General features: G+C 59.9%; 20 protein-coding genes. 12 read left to right on the top strand and 8 right to left on the bottom strand.

Annotation, left to right across the window (positions count from 1 at the left end; all coding sequences use genetic code 11):
• Positions 1-11: 11 nt before the first annotated feature.
• The 5 genes from pheS to thrS all read right to left on the bottom strand — a co-directional run bounded on the left by pheS (position 12) and on the right by thrS (position 4,252).
• On the bottom strand, positions 12-1,028 hold the full coding sequence (gene pheS, locus AA0Z93_RS17600; RefSeq protein WP_413047678.1) for a phenylalanine--tRNA ligase subunit alpha: 1,017 nt from the start codon (positions 1,026-1,028) through the stop codon (positions 12-14).
• Positions 1,029-1,138: 110 nt separating this feature from the next.
• Entirely contained in the window at positions 1,139-1,495 is a 357-nt protein-coding gene (rplT, locus tag AA0Z93_RS17595; protein WP_003250671.1) for a 50S ribosomal protein L20, read from the bottom strand.
• 28 nt (positions 1,496-1,523) lie between these two features.
• Complete coding sequence (gene rpmI / locus AA0Z93_RS17590; protein ID WP_028696462.1) at positions 1,524-1,718, bottom strand: 50S ribosomal protein L35; 195 nt, start codon at positions 1,716-1,718, stop codon at positions 1,524-1,526.
• Positions 1,719-1,778: 60 nt separating this feature from the next.
• Complete coding sequence (infC, locus tag AA0Z93_RS17585) at positions 1,779-2,330, bottom strand: translation initiation factor IF-3 (RefSeq protein ID WP_296267683.1); 552 nt, start codon at positions 2,328-2,330, stop codon at positions 1,779-1,781.
• Positions 2,330-4,252: a threonine--tRNA ligase gene (gene thrS / locus AA0Z93_RS17580; protein WP_413047679.1), complete on the bottom strand. Its 1,923-nt coding sequence runs from the start codon at positions 4,250-4,252 to the stop codon at positions 2,330-2,332. The genes infC and thrS overlap by 1 nt, the downstream gene beginning before the upstream one ends.
• Positions 4,253-4,591: 339 nt before the next feature.
• On the opposite strand from thrS, the gene AA0Z93_RS17575 reads away from it, so the two are divergent.
• Both AA0Z93_RS17575 and AA0Z93_RS17570 read left to right on the top strand, forming a co-directional pair.
• The gene (locus tag AA0Z93_RS17575; protein WP_413047680.1) at positions 4,592-4,897 is read left to right on the top strand and encodes a hypothetical protein; all 306 of its coding nucleotides are present in this window, start codon (positions 4,592-4,594) and stop codon (positions 4,895-4,897) included.
• A gap of 157 nt (positions 4,898-5,054) precedes the next feature.
• Entirely contained in the window at positions 5,055-5,267 is a 213-nt protein-coding gene (locus tag AA0Z93_RS17570) for a cold-shock protein (RefSeq protein WP_012273095.1), read from the top strand.
• Between the two features lie 64 nt (positions 5,268-5,331).
• Here AA0Z93_RS17570 and AA0Z93_RS17565 read toward each other — a convergent pair whose 3' ends face one another.
• Positions 5,332-5,658 (bottom strand): I78 family peptidase inhibitor, encoded by a 327-nt coding sequence (locus AA0Z93_RS17565; RefSeq protein WP_413047681.1) that lies wholly within the window; start codon positions 5,656-5,658, stop codon positions 5,332-5,334.
• Positions 5,659-5,878: 220 nt separating this feature from the next.
• Between AA0Z93_RS17565 and AA0Z93_RS17560 the strand changes: the two genes are divergently transcribed.
• Both AA0Z93_RS17560 and AA0Z93_RS17555 read left to right on the top strand, forming a co-directional pair.
• Positions 5,879-6,109, top strand: a complete 231-nt coding sequence (locus tag AA0Z93_RS17560) for a hypothetical protein (protein WP_413047682.1) — start codon at positions 5,879-5,881, stop codon at positions 6,107-6,109.
• A gap of 359 nt (positions 6,110-6,468) precedes the next feature.
• Complete coding sequence (locus tag AA0Z93_RS17555) at positions 6,469-7,557, top strand: asparaginase (RefSeq protein ID WP_413047683.1); 1,089 nt, start codon at positions 6,469-6,471, stop codon at positions 7,555-7,557.
• Positions 7,558-7,662: 105 nt separating this feature from the next.
• Here the strand turns inward: AA0Z93_RS17555 and AA0Z93_RS17550 are convergent, their stop codons facing one another.
• Positions 7,663-8,973: an MFS transporter gene (locus AA0Z93_RS17550; RefSeq protein WP_413047684.1), complete on the bottom strand. Its 1,311-nt coding sequence runs from the start codon at positions 8,971-8,973 to the stop codon at positions 7,663-7,665.
• Positions 8,974-9,281: 308 nt separating this feature from the next.
• Between AA0Z93_RS17550 and AA0Z93_RS17545 the strand changes: the two genes are divergently transcribed.
• Positions 9,282-10,439 (top strand): cysteine desulfurase family protein, encoded by a 1,158-nt coding sequence (locus AA0Z93_RS17545; RefSeq protein WP_413047685.1) that lies wholly within the window; start codon positions 9,282-9,284, stop codon positions 10,437-10,439.
• 87 nt (positions 10,440-10,526) lie between these two features.
• Positions 10,527-11,213 carry a GNAT family N-acetyltransferase gene (locus AA0Z93_RS17540; RefSeq protein WP_413047686.1) on the top strand — a complete coding sequence of 229 codons (687 nt, stop codon included), beginning with the start codon at positions 10,527-10,529 and terminating at the stop codon, positions 11,211-11,213.
• Between the two features lie 13 nt (positions 11,214-11,226).
• Here AA0Z93_RS17540 and AA0Z93_RS17535 read toward each other — a convergent pair whose 3' ends face one another.
• The gene (locus tag AA0Z93_RS17535) at positions 11,227-12,147 is read right to left on the bottom strand and encodes a LysR substrate-binding domain-containing protein (protein WP_413047687.1); all 921 of its coding nucleotides are present in this window, start codon (positions 12,145-12,147) and stop codon (positions 11,227-11,229) included.
• 338 nt (positions 12,148-12,485) lie between these two features.
• On the opposite strand from AA0Z93_RS17535, the gene AA0Z93_RS17530 reads away from it, so the two are divergent.
• The 6 genes from AA0Z93_RS17530 (at position 12,486) to AA0Z93_RS17505 (ending at position 16,736) form a co-directional block, all read left to right on the top strand.
• A complete protein-coding gene (locus AA0Z93_RS17530; protein ID WP_413047688.1) occupies positions 12,486-13,268 on the top strand; it encodes a YqcI/YcgG family protein in 783 nt (260 codons plus the stop codon).
• The gene (locus AA0Z93_RS17525; RefSeq protein ID WP_413047689.1) at positions 13,265-13,891 is read left to right on the top strand and encodes a LysE family translocator; all 627 of its coding nucleotides are present in this window, start codon (positions 13,265-13,267) and stop codon (positions 13,889-13,891) included. Before AA0Z93_RS17530 ends, AA0Z93_RS17525 begins: the two co-directional genes overlap by 4 nt.
• A 275-nt stretch (positions 13,892-14,166) precedes the next feature.
• Positions 14,167-14,817, top strand: coding sequence for a sel1 repeat family protein (locus AA0Z93_RS17520; RefSeq protein ID WP_413048408.1), 651 nt, complete (start codon positions 14,167-14,169; stop codon positions 14,815-14,817).
• A gap of 82 nt (positions 14,818-14,899) precedes the next feature.
• Complete coding sequence (locus AA0Z93_RS17515) at positions 14,900-15,598, top strand: AzlC family ABC transporter permease (RefSeq protein ID WP_413048409.1); 699 nt, start codon at positions 14,900-14,902, stop codon at positions 15,596-15,598.
• A complete protein-coding gene (locus AA0Z93_RS17510) occupies positions 15,595-15,909 on the top strand; it encodes an AzlD domain-containing protein (protein ID WP_413047690.1) in 315 nt (104 codons plus the stop codon). Before AA0Z93_RS17515 ends, AA0Z93_RS17510 begins: the two co-directional genes overlap by 4 nt.
• Positions 15,906-16,736 (top strand): helix-turn-helix domain-containing protein, encoded by an 831-nt coding sequence (locus AA0Z93_RS17505; RefSeq protein WP_413047691.1) that lies wholly within the window; start codon positions 15,906-15,908, stop codon positions 16,734-16,736. Before AA0Z93_RS17510 ends, AA0Z93_RS17505 begins: the two co-directional genes overlap by 4 nt.

The following is a 16,736-nucleotide window of genomic DNA, read 5'->3' as shown; positions in this document are numbered from 1 at the left end:
TCAAGTACGGGCTAGCGGAACTGGGCGAGGAACCGCAAGTCGTTGTCGAAGAACAGACGCAAATCGTTGACGCCATAACGCAACATCGCCAAGCGCTCGGCACCCATGCCGAAGGCGAAGCCCTGGTAGGTTTCGGGGTCGATGCCAGACATGCGCAACACATTGGGATGCACCATGCCGCAACCCATGACTTCCAGCCAGCCGGTCTGCTTGCAGACTCGGCAGCCCTTGCCGGAACACATCACACATTGAATGTCGACTTCTGCGGACGGTTCGGTGAACGGGAAGAAGGACGGGCGGAAGCGCACGGCCAGTTCTTTTTCGAAAAATACCCGCAGGAATTCTTCGATCGTGCCCTTGAGGTCGGCGAAGTTGATGTCGCGATCGACCAGCAAACCCTCGACCTGGTGGAACATCGGCGAGTGGGTGATATCCGAGTCGCAACGATAGACACGGCCCGGGCAGACGATGCGAATCGGCGGCTGGCTCGACTCCATGGTGCGCACTTGCACGGGCGAGGTGTGCGTACGCAGCAGCATGTTGGCGTTGAAATAGAACGTATCGTGCATCGCCCGCGCGGGGTGATGACCGGGAATATTGAGCGCTTCGAAGTTGTGATAATCGTCTTCGACTTCGGGACCTTCGGCAATGCCGTAGCCGATATGAGTGAAGAACTGCTCGATGCGTTCCAGGGTACGGGTAACGGGGTGCAGGCCACCGGTGGTCTGACCGCGGCCCGGCAAGGTAACGTCGATGCACTCGGCCGCCAGACGGGCGTTGAGTTCGGCTTCTTCGAATGCAGCTTTGCGGGTATTGAGGACGACGGTGACGCGTTCCTTGGCATCGTTGATCAGCGCGCCAACCTTGGGCCGCTCATCGGCCGGCAAGTTGCCCAGGGTCTTCATCACCTGGGTCAGTTCGCCCTTCTTGCCAAGAAATTGGACCCGGATCTGTTCCAGGGTATTGATGTCTTCAGCGCGCTCCACGGCCGCTAGGGCTTGGGAGACCAGCGCATCCAGGTTTTCCATGTACAGACTCCAGATACAAAAATAGGGGAAGAGCTTTGAAGGCTCTTCCCCTATCGATGACGTTTTACACCCGCAGGCGCCAAGCGCCTACGGATGATTGTCGTGGGTACTTAAGCCAGAACGGCTTTAGCTTTCTCGACAATTGCAGCAAACGCCGCTTTTTCGTTCACTGCCAGGTCAGCCAGAACCTTGCGGTCGATTTCGATCGACGCTTTTTTCAGGCCAGCAATCAGACGGCTGTACGACAGACCGTTGGTGCGTGCACCGGCGTTGATACGGGCGATCCACAGTGCGCGGAACTGACGCTTCTTCTGGCGACGGTCACGGTAGGCGTATTGACCCGCCTTGATGACAGCCTGCTTGGCAACACGGAACACGCGCGAGCGTGCACCATAGTAGCCTTTAGCCAGTTTCAGGATTTTTTTGTGACGCTTGCGAGCGATGACGCCGCGCTTTACACGAGCCATGAGTAACTTCCTCTATCTTTGACCAGAATTAACGAACGCGCAGCATGCGCGCGACTTTTGCGACGTCGGACGGGTGCAGCATGCTGCTACCACGCAGTTGACGCTTACGCTTGGTCGACATTTTGGTCAGGATGTGGCTCTTGAAAGCGTGCTTGTGCTTGAAGCCGGTCGCCGTTTTCAGGAAACGCTTCGCAGCACCGCTCTTGGTTTTCATTTTTGGCATGTTGGAACTCCGCATTCGATAAAATTACACATAACCATCAGGCCTGCCGTGCCCGGGAGGTTATTTCTTTTTCTTGGGGGCGATGACCATCATAAGTTGGCGTCCTTCCATCTTAGGATGCTGCTCAACGGTGCCGTATTCGGCGAGGTCGGCTTCGACCCGCTTCAACAGCGCCATGCCCAGCTCCTGGTGGGCCATCTCACGACCACGGAATCTCAACGAGATCTTGGCCTTGTCCCCATCTTCAAGGAAACGTACCAGGTTGCGTAGTTTTACCTGGTAATCTCCATCCTCCGTCCCTGGACGAAACTTGATTTCTTTGATCTGGATGATCTTCTGGTTCTTCTTCGCCGCAGCCTGCTGCTTTTTCTTCTCGAACAGGCTTTTGCCATAGTCCAAGACCTTGCACACAGGCGGTACAGCGTCAGCAGAAATTTCTACCAGATCCAGCTTCGCTTCTTCAGCGATACGAAGTGCTTCGTGGATCGAGACGATGCCCAGCTGTTCACCATCAGCACCGATTAACCGAACCTCTTGAGCCGAGATATTCTCGTTGATCGGGGCCTTCGGTGCAGCACGTTTATCGTTTCTCATTTCACGCTTAATAGTCATTACTCCGATTCTTGGCGACCACGCCGGGAAACCGCTTGCGAGAGTAGCTCTGCGAATTGCGCGACGGGCATCGAGCCCAGGTCAGCGCCTTCACGGGTGCGTACGGCAACGGTTTGCGTTTCGACTTCACGGTCCCCTATAACCAAAAGGTACGGGACCTTGAGCAAAGTATGCTCGCGGATTTTAAAGCCGATCTTCTCATTTCTCAAGTCGGACTTGGCACGAATTCCGCTCGAAGCCAACATTTTTTCCACATCCAGGGCGAAATCGGCCTGTTTGTCGGTGATATTCATGATCACCGCCTGGGTCGGTGCCAGCCAGGCCGGGAACACGCCAGCATAATGTTCGATAAGCATGCCGATGAAGCGCTCGAACGAACCCAGAATGGCCCGGTGCAGCATCACAGGACGTTTGCGGGCGTTGTCCTCGGCAATGTAGCTGGCATCCAGACGTTCTGGCAGGTTCGGATCGTACTGCAGCGTCCCGCACTGCCAGTTCCGGCCAAGGCAATCACGCAAGGTGAATTCGATCTTCGGCCCATAGAAGGCGCCCTCGCCCGGTTGGTATTGCCACTCAAGGCCCGATTCATCGAGCGCATCGGCCAAGGCAGACTCGGCGCGATCCCACAACTCCTCGGACCCCACGCGCTTGGCGGGGCGAGTGGACAGCTTCATGGCAATGTCCGTGAAGCCGAAGTCCTTGTAGACGTCCAGCGTCAGGCGAATGAAGTCAGCCGCCTCTTTCTTGACCTGATCTTCGGTGCAGAAGATGTGCGCGTCATCCTGCGTGAAACCACGCACACGCATGATGCCGTGCAGCGCACCGGACGGCTCGTTGCGGTGGCATGCGCCGAACTCGGCCAGACGCAGCGGCAGGTCGCGGTAGGATTTGAGCCCCTGGTTGAATACCTGCACGTGGCACGGGCAGTTCATCGGCTTGACCGCGTAATCGCGATTTTCCGACGAGGTGGTGAACATGTTTTCCGCGTAGTTGGACCAGTGCCCGGAACGCTCCCACAGGATTCGGTCCACCACTTGCGGTGTCTTGATTTCGAGGTAGCCGTTGATGCGCTGGACGGTACGCATGTACTGCTCGAGCACTTGGTAGATGGTCCAGCCGTCCGGGTGCCAGAACACCATGCCGGGCGCTTCTTCCTGCAGGTGGAACAGGTCGAGCTGCTTGCCGATCTTGCGGTGATCGCGCTTTTCGGCTTCTTCGATGCGCTGGATATAGGCCGCCAGTTGCTTCTTGTCGGCCCAGGCAGTGCCATACACACGCTGAAGCTGCTCGTTCCTGGCATCGCCGCGCCAGTAGGCGCCGGACAGCTTGGTCAGCTTGAAAGCCTTGAGGAAGCGCGTGTTCGGCACGTGCGGGCCACGGCACATATCGACGTATTCTTCGTGGTAATACAGCCCCATGGCCTGCTCTTCGGGCATGTCTTCGATCAGACGCAGCTTGTATTCCTCGCCACGCGCGGTGAACACGTCGATGACCTCGGCACGCGGGGTCATCTTCTTGACGACGTCATAGTCCTTCTCGATCAGCTGCTGCATGCGCTTTTCGATCGCGGCCAGGTCGTCTGGCGTGAAGGGCCGCTCGTAGGCGATGTCGTAATAGAAACCCTCGTCGATCACCGGGCCGATGACCATGCGTGCGGTCGGATACAGCTGCTTCACCGCGTGGCCGACAAGGTGGGCGCACGAGTGACGGATGATCTCCAGTCCCTCTTCGTCTTTGGGGGTGATGATCTGCAACGTGGCGTCGTGCTCGATGAGCTCGCAGGCGTCGACCAGCTTGCCGTCGACCTTGCCGGCCAGGGTGGCTTTGGCCAGGCCTGCGCCGATCGAGGCGGCGACGTCGGCAACGGTCACGGCCTTGTCGAACGAACGTTGACTGCCATCGGGAAGAGTAATGGTGGGCATGGCGCCTCCTCTCCTAGTGGTGACCCCTACCAAAGGTCACGTGGGTTGGGATGAGCCAGTACAAGATCCGGTCTGCCTTCACGATGTGAAGCCTGCCTCACGGCGGCAGAAGCCTTTCGGCTTGATCAGAAACGAACCAGAGTGACTGGAAGGTAATAAAAAGAATTCGCAACATTCCATTGGGCGTGTTGCGAGCCGAGCATGCTAGCACGCGGGTTTGCGGGCGGTGCAGAAATATTTGGACTGCCCAGGCAACCACTGAACTCTTCAGGGGGGTGCCAATCAGACCCTGTGAAGCATCCGATTCTTGATCAGACCTAACTCAAGGAGTGTCAGGTTATGCGACTTCAGTCCCTATTGGCGTTCGCGGCGCTCGGCGCGCTCTCGCTGCCCTTCGCTGCCACCGCAGGCGAATGGCCTGCTGGCAAGCACGACGCGTACATGAGCCAGTGCGAACAAGTAGCGACCGGCCAGGGCTTGAATGCCCAGGCCGCCAAGGAGCACTGCAAGTGCGGCGCGCAAGCCATTCAGAAAAATTTCAGCACCGCTGAGATCGAAGCACTGGATAGCAAGAACGGGGTCGACCCGAAGCTGGCCGAACGCGCTCGGGCAGCGGTAACACAGGCCTGCATGGCCAAAGGTTGAGGCTTGAAAGCGCCATTCCCATTGGGTTCATTGAGCTGAATCAACATTAATCGAAGGTAATTGGCGCTAGACGGTTGGAAATGCACTATGATGTCCCCGTGCTGCGTCGCCTTGGCAACATTGCACCACCGAAAATTAAATGTCTGGAGATCCACCCATGTCCAATCGCCAAACCGGCACCGTCAAATGGTTCAATGATGAAAAAGGCTTCGGCTTCATCACCCCACAAGGCGGCGGCGACGACCTGTTCGTTCACTTCAAAGCCATCGAATCCGACGGCTTCAAGAGCCTGAAAGAAGGCCAAACTGTTTCCTTCGTAGCCGAGCGCGGCCAGAAGGGCATGCAGGCTGCTCAGGTACGTCCGGAGTAATTCGGCCGCTCTACAAAAAACCCGCCTCACGGCGGGTTTTTTGTGCCTGCGAATCAGGCAGCCTTCAACCACAGTTGACGCGGTTGACCATCCCCTGCTCGTTCACGTTCAAGTTCAGGCGCTCGGAACGGTACTCCAGCGTGACCATGTCATGCGGCTTCAGGATGCGCGCGATTTGCGAACCACTGGCCGTCCGTGCCTGCTCCAACAGCATCGGCGTAGCCGCTTTGCCAATGGCAAAATCGGCACCATTGGCTTGGCAACGGCCATCGTTACCCTGAGTGGCAGCGACTGCCGGCTCGTGTGCCGCATCTGATTGGCCATCGGTGCTGCAGCCTGCGAGAGCGGCGATCATCAGCAACGATGCCAAGGAAGCGCGAGTGCGGATCATGAATCCTCCTAATCAAATGACAGAATCAGCCTAATGCGACCATGGTGCAGGTCGATTCGTTGCAAAAACGCCCGAGTCTGCCCAATTGCAGGTCTGAACACGAAAACCTAATCGTGACTGAATTTTGCACGGCATGGTAAATTTGGCTCCGGTTCATTCATCGCAGCAAAGCCTGTGCATGTGAACGAGCCTTCATTCAAGCCTGCAACGAGAGTCAAACATGAGCAGCATCACTCTGGACGCCAACATCAAGGTCAAGATGGCAGGCGGTCACCGCGCTTACAGCCCTGCTTCGCCGGAAGAGCTCATGTTGATCGCGGTCGATCTTCTTGTGCGCGAGCTGGGCGGCGAAGCCGCACGCACCTTCATGAGTCAAACCCTCGAGCGGCACGCGCCCTTGGCAGGCACCGTTGCAGCCTCATCCCAGACTGTCGGCCTTCCGGCCAATTGAACGACCCTTGCAGCTCCGGCTAATCGAGCGATACAGGCATACTGACCCCAGCACGCTCGCAATCGCGCCCTGAGCGACCATCCATAATTGCTTCTGTCGGTTGCAGGCCGCGAATCCTTTGGGATCGAGCCCTGGCGTCAGTCGAGCCTGGTCGTTCGGAATCCCGAACAAAAACGCTCTCAGAATTCGGAAAACCGTACTCTTGCGTCGTTTCACGGCAGAGAATGACACTGCGATTCACTCTCTATACTCCGGCGTCATAGGAAAAGTCTCCTCATACCAAGAAATGGTACGAAACCTGCCTTATCCTCGGCGCGTTACAGCCAACAGCTTCTCAACGGAAAAGAGAGACAACAATAATGAATGCTGCACTCAAGACCTTCGTTCCCAGCGCTCTGGCGCTGTTCCTCATCCTTCCGGCCAGCGTGTCGGCCGAAGAAGCAAAGACCCAGAAAAAACTCGCTAACGTCGTGATCCTGGCGACTGGCGGCACCATCGCCGGCGCAGGCGCCAGCGCGGCGAACAGTGCGACCTACCAAGCGGCCAAAGTGGGCGTCGACAAGCTCATCGCCGGCGTCCCGGAGTTGGCTGATGTGGCCAACGTGCGTGGGGAACAGGTCATGCAGATCGCTTCGGAAAGCATCACCAACGAAGACCTGCTCAAACTGGCCAAACGCGTCTCCGAGCTGGCCGATAGCGCGGATGTCGATGGCATCGTCATCACCCACGGTACCGATACCTTGGAAGAAACCGCCTATTTCTTGAACCTGGTCGAGAAGACCGAGAAACCCATCGTGGTCGTGGGCTCGATGCGCCCTGGCACCGCCATGTCGGCTGACGGCATGCTCAACCTGTATAACGCGGTGGCCGTCGCAGGTGACCAGCAATCGCGTGGCAAAGGCGTACTGGTGACCATGAACGACGAAATCCAGTCGGGTCGCGACGTCAGCAAATCGGTCAACATCAAGACCGAGGCGTTCAAGAGCGCCTGGGGCCCGATGGGTATGGTCGTGGAAGGCAAATCGTACTGGTTCCGTCTGCCGGCCAAGCGCCACACCATCAACTCCGAGTTCGACATCAAGCAGATCACCACCCTACCGGCCGTGGACATCGCCTATAGCTATGGCAACGTCTCCGACACCGCCTACAAAGCCCTCGCGCAAAATGGCGCCAAAGCCCTGATCCATGCCGGTACCGGCAATGGTTCGGTGTCTTCGCGCGTGGTTCCGGCTTTGCAAGAGCTGCGCAAGAACGGCGTACAGATCATTCGTTCGTCCCACGTCAATCAGGGCGGTTTCGTGCTGCGCAACGCCGAACAGCCCGACGACAAGAACGACTGGGTCGTGGCTCACGACCTGAACCCACAGAAAGCGCGGATTCTGGCTATGGTCGCCATGACCAAGACTCAGGACAGCAAAGAGCTGCAGCGGATCTTCTGGGAGTATTGATCGGTCGCTGATGGCCGTCTTGAGATAGCCATAAAGCTCGTCAACGACTCGGCCGGCGCAATGCCGGCCGAGTTCTGTGTGTCATCAGCATTCAAAACGTACAGGTTAGGCTGCGTGCGGTTGCTCATCGTGCAACGAGATCCGTGACGTTTCCGCCAATCCCAAGCCCCCCACCAGCGCCAGCACGGCGATCACCACCAGGTAGAACGCAGGTGCCAGGCTGCTACCGCTCTGGGCGATCAACCAGGTGGCGACCAGTGGTGCGGTACCGCCGAACAGGGTGTAGGCAACGTTGTAGGTGATGGCCGATGCGGTATAGCGGCTGCGCGTCGGGAAGCTCTCAGAGAGCAGCGCCGCAGTGACGACCCCACTGGTCAGCGCGCCGACCGCCAGCAGGATCACGCCGATCAGCGCGTAGGGCAAAGAGCCGGAACTGGCCAGCCAATACGCCGGGAACACGCAGACGATCACCCAGCCACAGGTGAACATCACCGTACGACGACGACCGATGCGGTCGGACATCGCGCCCGCCACAGGGCAGCCCAGCGCCGCGAACAGCAGTGCCACGGTGGTGACCAGCAACGATTCGGCACGCGACAGATTGCCGACCAGTTGCAGATAAGTGGCGAAGTAGGTGGTGAACATGTAGAACGACAATGCCGTCAGCGAAATGAATGCGCCCAAGCTCACGATCGCCCGGCCGTGGTTACGCAACGTGTCCTTGAGCGGTGAGTGCGCATGTACGCTGCCTTCGGCCATGGCAGCCTGGAAGGCCGGTGTTTCCTCCATACGCCAGCGCAGGTAGAGCCCTACCAAGCCCAAGGGCGCGGCGATCAGGAAAGGGATACGCCAGCCCCAACTGCCCATGGCCTCAGCTGACAGACTGGCCTCCAGACCATAGGCCAGCACCGCCGCACAGGCGAAAGCCGAGAAGGTCGAAACCGGTACGAAGCTGCCATAGAAGGCGCGTTTCTCGCGGGGCGCATGCTCCATCAGATAGGCACAGGCACCCGCATATTCGCCCCCTGCGGAAAAGCCCTGTACGCAGCGCGCCAAGGTCAGCAGCACCGGCGCCATCAGACCAATGCTGGCATAGGTCGGCAACAGTCCGATCAGTGTGGTGGAGCCTGCCATCATCAGAATCGTCATCGACAGCACCCGCTTGCGCCCCAAACGGTCACCCAACGCGCCGAAGAACACCCCGCCCAATGGGCGCAGGGCAAAGGCGACCGCGAACACGGCGAAGGTCTTGAGCAGGCCGACACTGGGATCAGAGCTGGCGAAGAACTGGCTGGCGATCAGTGTGGCGAGAAAACCATAGACCGCGAAGTCGAACCACTCGACGAAGTTGCCGACGGCCGACGCGGCGATCACCCGGCGCAGGGTGGCGGGGGGTACCTCATGGGGTGTGGGCATGCACGCGCTCTCCGATTTCCATAGGCAGCCTGGGGGGTGTGCTGCGAACAGGCAGCGTTATGGTTGTTATGCCTACAGTAGAACGCCCTAGAACTGGCCGAACTGTGATGAAAGCGACACCGGATTATCCATTTCCAACATTTCACCCGATACACGTAGTGTTTTTTTCTAATCGCATCCATCTCTTTGGAATAAATTTCTCCATCTTCTGTAAAACTACGCAGACAACGAAAAACCTGTACAAATATCAGCCTTTAGCATGTTCTCTTTTTGCAGACCCGCCCTCGTGCACGGAGCCCATCGCCACTATGTCCCGCCCTACCCCGCTGTACTTCGATTACGCAGCCACCACACCCGTCGACGATCGCGTCATCGAAATGATGCTGACCTGTCTTGGCCGAGACAGCCATTTCGGCAACCCTGCCTCCAGCGGCCACGCGTTTGGCCAGGCCGCTCGCAACGCGGTGGAAACGGCCCGCGAGCAGGTGGCACAGTGCGTAGGTGCGCAGGCAGAGCAGATCGTCTGGACGTCGGGCGCGACCGAGTCGAACAACTTGGCGCTCAAAGGCATCGCCCAAGGGTGCGCGCAGCCGGGTCACTTGATCACCAGTGCCATCGAGCACAAGGCCGTACTGGATACAGCCGATCAATTGCAGCAGCTGGGCTGGGACGTGACGCGCCTGCGTCCCGGACGTGACGGGCTGATCACGCCCGCGCAGGTGACTGCTGCACTACGGCCGGAAACGCGTCTGGTGTCGTTGATGGCAGTCAACAACGAGCTGGGTACCGTCACCGATTTCGCCGCCATCGGTGAGCAGGTGCGCGCACAGGGGGCATTGCTGCACGTGGACGGCGCGCAAGCGGTCGGCAAGCTGAAACTGGACATGCGCACTCAGGCCGTCGACTTGATGTCGTTTTCGGCACACAAAGCCTACGGTCCCAAAGGCATCGGCGCGCTGTACGTAGGTGAGCGGGCGCTGCCGCTGCTGCGCGCGCAGATGCACGGTGGCGGGCATGAACGCGGCCTGCGCTCGGGTACGCTGCCCAGCCACCAGATCGTCGGCATGGGTTCGGCGTTCGCCTTGGCCGGACAACCCGGCGACGCCGAATACCTGCGCATCCAGCAACTGAGCCAGCGGCTGCATGACGGCATGCTGGCCTTGCCTGGTGTGCGCCTGAATGGATGCCCTACACAACGTATACCGCACACTCTGAATCTGACCATCGACACCCCTGGCTTCAACGCTGCGGCCCTGGCAGGCGAATTGGCGGTCTCCTCCACTTCGGCATGCAACTCGGCCAGCCAGGCACCTTCCCATGTGCTACTGGCTCTCGGCCTGGAGCCGCAGGCCGCACGCAACAGCGTACGCATCAGCCTGGGACGCTACAGCACTCAAGCTCAGGTGGATGCGGCAGTGGCGGTGTTGGCGCGGGTACTGGGCGCGGCCAGTACGGCGCTGTGGTAGGCCGCCAGAGCCCCTTGCGAACTGCGTGGCCGGCTTGAAACGGGTAGAATCGCCGGCCCGCAATAGCCCATCCGGAGCTTTTCCTTGATGTTCATTCTCAGCCGTATGGATGGCGTGCCGCCCGAATCCTTCCAGGACCAGATTCGCCAGTTGGTGATCGAGAACGTGAGCGAGCTGAACAGCCTGGGCCTGTCGCCCGACAATCCGCTCTACCCCCTGTATCAATATGGCGTGGGGCTGGAAGTGCACCGGTACCTGCAATCGCTGAACGGCGCCGATCCGTTCCAGGTCAGGCTCACCTTGGCTCTGGACGCCGAAGCGCCGGAGCATGTGCTTGGGTTCGCATTGTTCTTGCCGGCCGTCGACGACCCACAAGCCTGCGCTTTGGCTTTTCTGGCCGTAGCGTCCACCCATCGTCGCCAAGGCGTGGGCATGGGGCTGCTGAACGATGTGCGCAAGCAGTTCCCACATGTCGAGTTGCATGCCCTTCCCCATCAGGTGGCCTGGTTCGAAGCCATGGGATTGCAAGCGGTTGCGGCTTGCGGTCCGCAGGTGCTGATGAACACGACCGGTAATCCAGAAAGCGTATTGATCGAGCGGCTGGAAGTCGATCCGATCTACAAGACCCTCGAAGTGGGACAAATCCATGCCTATCTGGTCAACCAGCACGGCGACGACGCCATGATCGCCGCCGAAGCGCAGCGCGACGAACGCATGGACGACCTCGCCAGGCAAGCCAACGTCTGTATACGAGCACGCCGCCACCTGCACTGAGTCGCCCTGGCGATTACTCGTACAGGTACTGGATACCGCGCTGCATGGCCGGGGGTACCTGACTCAGCAGATAGTCGCGCAGTTTCTGCATTTGCCAGGCCTTGGGACTGCTCTTGAGCCAGGTCATGTAGTAGCCATCGCCGGTAGCCACGGCCTGCTTGAACGGCGTTACCAAGCGCCCGGCCTTCAGGTCGGTGCTGGCCAACACCAGGTCGACCACGGAGATGCCCAGCCCTTGTTGCGCTGCGGAGATACCTTGATCGAGGGTATCGAACACTTGGCCCTGGTCGATGCCCACGTGCAAAGCATCGAGGCGTGCCAGCCAGCGCCGCCAATCACGCCGGTCGGGAGAGGGATGCAGCAATTCGCAGTGCGCAAGTACGCTCAGGTCAGGCTTGGCTTGGTCCAGATAGTCGGGATGGCACACTGGAATGAGCCATTCGTCGAAGAGCTTGAGGCTTTCGACCTCGGTGGGAAATCGACCGTCGCTCAGCAGAATGGCGCAATCGAAAGGCTCGGAGTAGAAATCGACCGAGTCGATGTCCATCCACACGCTGGACAGCTGCACGGCGCAGGTGTCGTCGACTTTCTTGAAACCATCCAGCGCCCTGAGCAACCAGCGCACAGTCAGCGTTGACGGCGCCTTGAGACGAAGCGCATAACGGTCGTGGCGGAGCAAGGCACAGGCATTTTCGATGATTTTAAAGCCCACCTTGAGCTCCTGCGCCAAAGAGCGGCCTTGTTCGGTCAGATGCAGCTTTGGGCCGCGGCGATCGAACAGGCTGCAGCCGAACAAGTCTTCGAGGGTTTTGACGTGGTGGCTGACGGCGCCTTGGGTCAGTGCCAGCTCTTTCGCGGCACGTGTGAACGACCCATAGCGCGAAGCTACCTCGAACGCGCGTAAAGCATGTAGTGCTTGAATCCGCTCAGACATCGCAACCGCCTTTAGTATGAGTGAAACTAATAGTAACCTACAGTAGCACGCGTTTTACAACTTCACCCGCTTTCTTGAAAATGCCTCGGCTGGTGACTGCAGGGTTTTGCAATTCCCAACAATGGGAAACGCGCATCCTGGTAAGCCAGCTAGTCGTTCCAATGGCTGGCGCCTTAGCATAGGCGGCAGCTGGGAAACACCATGACGAATACGGATCGAGCCGGCATCTGTCGATTCGATCGAGTTCTGGCCACCAAGGATGGGGCCACCCAGACACTGCATCCGCAGGTCGCGTGACCACGCCCCAAAACGCCCGTTAAGCCTCATCTGGGGACTTCATGTTTACCGGCTACGGAATCTGCTACCGCCTGGATGCACCGGAACTGGCTACCGCCCTCGCCGACGACCCCACGCATTGGACCTGCAACGCTGTCGAGCACTGTCGCCGCACGGTACTCGATCCGGAATTTCCCTGCCTGTTCGGGCGTAAGGCCATGGCGGCTCGTACGTGCCATGTGCTCTTCGCGCGTGCGCGCACTGCTGCGGCGGATATCGCCAGAGGCGCTGCGCAGTATATCGATCTGGTACGCACTGCCCCTGCCAAAGCACGTATCGGCAGCCCGCTGCTGGCGTTTATCCAGACGGACGAACACAGCACCCTGGCAGCCCAACAGACCTGGGCCTGGTCGATCCTGCAGGGCATGCACGCCCTCGACCCGCGCCCCTGGCCAGCGTCCCTCACGCAAGATCCTCATGACCCGCAGTGGGCCTTTTGCTTCAACGGCATGCCTTTGTTCGTCAACATGAGCTTTCCGGGCCATCGCTTGATGAAAAGCCGCCACCTGGGGCCCCATATCGTGTTCGTCATCAACCCAAGAGAAAACTTCGACGAGGTCGCCAGCGCGAACACGTCGAGCGGTCAGGGCATTCGTGCCAAGATCCGTCAACGGGTCGCGCACTACAACGACGGTGTAATGCCGCAGACTTTGGGTTTCTTCGGCCAACCCGACAACTTCGAATGGCAGCAGTACCAACTCCACGAGACTGGCGCCTTGGAGCCGCAGCGCTGCCCCTTTCGTGCCGACCCTGCCCCACACTCCAACGCTGAGAACGAATCGTGAATACCGCGCTAACCGCCACCTACGCCCTCACCGTTTTGCTACTGATCGCGACACCCGGCCCCGTAGTGGCCCTGGTCGTCAACACCGCCGCCACATCCGGCTGGCGCCGAGCGCTGTGTACGGCACTGGGCACCAACTGGGCGTCGCTGATACTGATCGCCGTGGCAGCCTGGGTGATCTTGAGCAGCGCCGCCATCGATCCGGTCTGGCTCAGCGCCATGAGCCTGGTAGGCTGCCTGTTCATCGGGCATATCGCTTACGGCACGCTCAAGCAAGCCTTGCACACGCCCCGGACCGGTGCTGCGCCAGCGCCACCGCGCAGCGCACGCGGCGGGCTCTGGCAGGGCTTCATGGTAGGCATCTCCAACCCCAAGGACATCATTTTCTTCATCGCCTTCTTCCCGCAGTTCATCCAGATCACCGAATCGTTCGGGAAAAGCATGGTGGTGCTGTCACTGTTGTGGATCGCCATCGATTTCGCCGTGCTCAGCCTGTACATCTTCGCCATCGGCAAGATTGCCTCGGCGCGTAGCAACCGGATGATCACGCTGGTCTCAGGCGTCATGTTGCTGGTGGTTGCGCTCGTCGGAATGGTCTACAACCTGCGCACGCTTTTCGCCTGATCGCGGCCAGAAGGCTTGTAGGCGGGTTTGGCAACTGGCAGCCGGAGTACATGCCCTATCGTCAGGGTGAGCTCGTCCGATTCCATCGCCCCCATCTTTCGGGGAGACGCAAAGCGTGGCTAGAATACGCGGCAGTTCAGTCCGGCCCGAGGCACACGTTTGTCATTCATGAACTTTCCTATCGCCGACGCTCCATTGACCTCAGACCTACCGCGCCCGCGCGAGGCGGTCCAGTGACTCGCTGGCTGGCCGTGCCATGGGTATTGGCGCTGTGCATGCCGGTGGCCGCGCAAGCGCTGGAGGTCAAGATCGATGCCCATGCAGACTTGCTCTACCGGCAGGCGTTACCGCTGCTGGAGCAGGCCGATGCGCAGAGCGACAACAGCGCGCTGTTGCCGACAGCCGCCCAGGACCCGGAATTGAGTCGTCAGGGTCAGGCCATGGCCCATACGCTTCCAACTGCGGTGGCTTTGTTGAAGAAATCGGTAGCCTTGGGCCACCCCGTGGCCAAGTACCGTCTGGCCCTGTACTACATGACTTACCTACCGGCCGCTGAAATCCCCGATGCGGCCTGCCCATTACTCGAAGAAAGCCTGAGCCAGGGTTTCGCACCGCCGGCCTCGGCCATCGCCACCTGGTGCCCGCCCTACAATGGCAGCCACGCCTACCGCGAAGCCCTCGATGCCTTACCCGGCATGGCGACCCTGTATGCCGCCTACTATCCGCAACCGGCCGCCGTGCTGGCGTGCAGCCGCAAGCAGCCACAAGGATTGGCCATGCTGTGGGGTGGACAGCGCGACTTCCAGGCCGAGGTCTACCGCCTGCTCGGCGACCTGGACCCCACCCGTCGCCAGGCGCTCTGGCAGAAAGCTGTCGAAATCAATGGTTGTGCGACTGCCCAGCAACGCCTGACCAGTTACCGCTGAACGGGCGATGTGAGCAAGATCGTTCAAGCCAGGGACGGTCTTGTGGGCGCATGCTGGATTTCTTTGTCGACGAGTCGCAGCGATGCCCACCCCCGCCCATGCCCGCACCGCGTTCTTCAAAGGCAGCGTTGCCATTGTGCCGCTATCGCTCGCAGTAGCGCCTTGGGGCCTGCTGGCCGGCTCCATGGCGATCGAGGCAGACCTCAGTGCGTTGCAGGGCCAGGGCCTCTCGGCCATCGTCTTCGCCGGTGCGGCGCAACTGGTCGCGATCGGCATGCTCAAAAGCGGCGCGGGCCTGTTGTCGATCCTGCTCACGACGCTGCTGCTGACTTCGCAGCATCTGCTGTATGCGTTGTCGATGCGCCCGGTGTTGTCTGAACACCCCCTGCGCTGGCGTCTAGGCCTGGGCTTTCTACTCACCGACGAACTCTTCGCGCTCGTCAGCCATCACGACCGGCAGCAGTTCGACCGCTGGTATGCACTGGGCATTGGGCTGACGTTCTATGTGGCCTGGAACCTGTTTACCCTCATCGGTATCGTCCTAGGGCAAAATATTCCGCATCTCGACCGGTTGGGCCTGGATTTCTCCATCGTCGCCACCTTCGTCGCGCTGATCGCACCGTTGGTGCGCTGCGCAGCGACTTTGGTCTGTGTGGCCGTGTCCCTGTTCTGCTCAGTGCTGTTCAGCCAGTGGCAGTGGGAAACGGCTCTGGTCGCAGCCGGCCTGCTGGGTATGGCCGCAGGTTTCATCTGGCAAAAACTGTCTGGAGCGCACACATGATCTGGCTGCTGATCTTCACCATGGGCGCCGTGGTGTTTCTCAACCGCTATGCCTTTCTGGAACCTCGACTGCCGCTGCGCCTGAGTGCCAATGCCCGACAGTTCCTGGGCTTTGCAGTACCCGGCATGCTCACTGCGATCTGCGGACCGATCATATTCGTGCCCGAACATCGCTTGACCCTGAGCCTGCTCAATCCATACCTGTTGGGGGCCGGGGTTGCCGCCGTATTGGTGCTCGTGACCCGTAACGTATTGCTGAGCGTGCTCGCCAGCATGCTGGTGTTCTTCGCGCTGCGCAGCTGGTTGCCATGAGCCCCCCTGGCCGCGAACAGACCCACCTGTGGCAGGCACCGGCGCTGGGCGATGTCGAGATGCTGCATGCGCGCTATTTTCAGCAGCGCTTCGCCCCGCACGTACACGAGGGCTATGTGTTCACCGTGATCGAATCGGGCGCGCAACGATTCTGGCATCGCGGCAGCGAGCACATGGCGCCTGTGGGCAGCATGGTGCTGATCAACCCCGACGAGCTGCATACCGGAGCCACCGCTCACGAGAGCGGCTGGCGCTATCGAGGGTTTTATCCGGAACATGCGCGCGTCACCGGTGTGCTGGACGAACTGGAGCTGACTTGCCATGGCCTGCCGCTGTTCAAGCAGAGCGTGATCCATGATCAGGCGTTGTCCCAGGCGTTTAGCCACTTGCATCGATTGTGCGAAGCAGGCGCCAGCGCGCTGCAGCAACAGACCGCCTGGCGCCAGGCGGTCTTGGCACTGGTGCAACGCCATGGTCACTGCGCCGACCTGGCGCCGCCTGGCCGTGAGCCACTTGCCGTGGCGCGCGCCCGAGAGCTGCTGGAAAACCACCTGGCAGATCCGCCCTCACTGGAAACGCTGGCCGCTGCGGTCAACCTTTCGCCGTTCCACTTCGCCCGCGTGTTCCGCCAGGCCACTGGCCTGCCACCCCATGCCTGGCTCAAGCAACGGCGCCTGAATCGGGCGCGAGCGCTTCTCAAAGGGGGCATGCCAGCCTCGGAGGTGGCGTTCGCCTTGGGCTATGCCGACCAAAGCCATCTGACTCGGCAATTCAAGCAGGCGTATGGGGTGACACCCGGAATGTATCGCGAAGCCTGCATCGTATAG

Origin of the sequence: Pseudomonas phoenicis (assembly GCF_047302395.1) — a bacterium.
Classification (GTDB): Bacteria; Pseudomonadota; Gammaproteobacteria; order Pseudomonadales; family Pseudomonadaceae; genus Aquipseudomonas.
The sequence above is the reverse complement of the archived record's forward strand: the minus strand, read 5'-3'. Positions and strand labels throughout refer to the sequence as shown.